Origin of the sequence: Pseudomonas sp. KK4 (assembly GCF_001984065.1) — a bacterium.
Lineage (GTDB): Bacteria > Pseudomonadota > Gammaproteobacteria > Pseudomonadales > Pseudomonadaceae > Aquipseudomonas.
The window spans coordinates 1-609 of sequence record NZ_LYVP01000258.1; the positions used below are offsets into that span (position 1 = coordinate 1).

The 609-nt window shown below is 60.8% G+C and carries 1 pseudogene; it reads left to right on the forward strand.

From position 1 onward, the window contains the following. Window positions 1-609, forward strand: a pseudogene (locus B0W55_RS29405) (RHS repeat domain-containing protein); the annotation flags it as partial.

Below are 609 nucleotides of genomic sequence, written 5' to 3' on the forward strand. Positions count from 1 at the left end.
TCTCGGCCGCTTGCTGGCCAAGCTCAACGCCGATGCCCGTCAGGACTACACCTACGACGACGCAGACCGCTTGCTCACCATCGAGCGCCTGCCCACCGCCAACGGAAAAAAATCGGCGTCAGCTCAGAAAAACTCGATTTTGCCTACGACCTATTGGGCTGTCTGATCAAAGAGACCACGCCCCAAGGCGCGCTGTCCTACGAATACGACCCCCTGAGCAACCTGACCACGCTGACGTTGCCCACCGGCCAGCACCTCAACCACCTGTACTACGGCAGCGGCCACCTGCACCAACTCAACCTCGACGGCCAGCTGATCAGCGACATGGAACGCGACGACCTGCACCGCGAGGTCTATCGCACACAAGGCTCACTTACCAGTTGCTTCGGCTATGACGCCATGGGCCGCAAGGCCTGGCAATTCGCCTCGACCTTGCCGGCAGAAAAGCTCTCGCAAATTCACAATCCAGGCATCCAACCTGCGCTGCTGGTCGAACACGCCTACAACCCGATCCACCGCCGTCACCAATACGACCCGGCCGGCGAACTGACCCGCACCCTCGACAAACTGCGCGGCGAGATCAAGTACGAGTACGAAGCCAACGGCCAG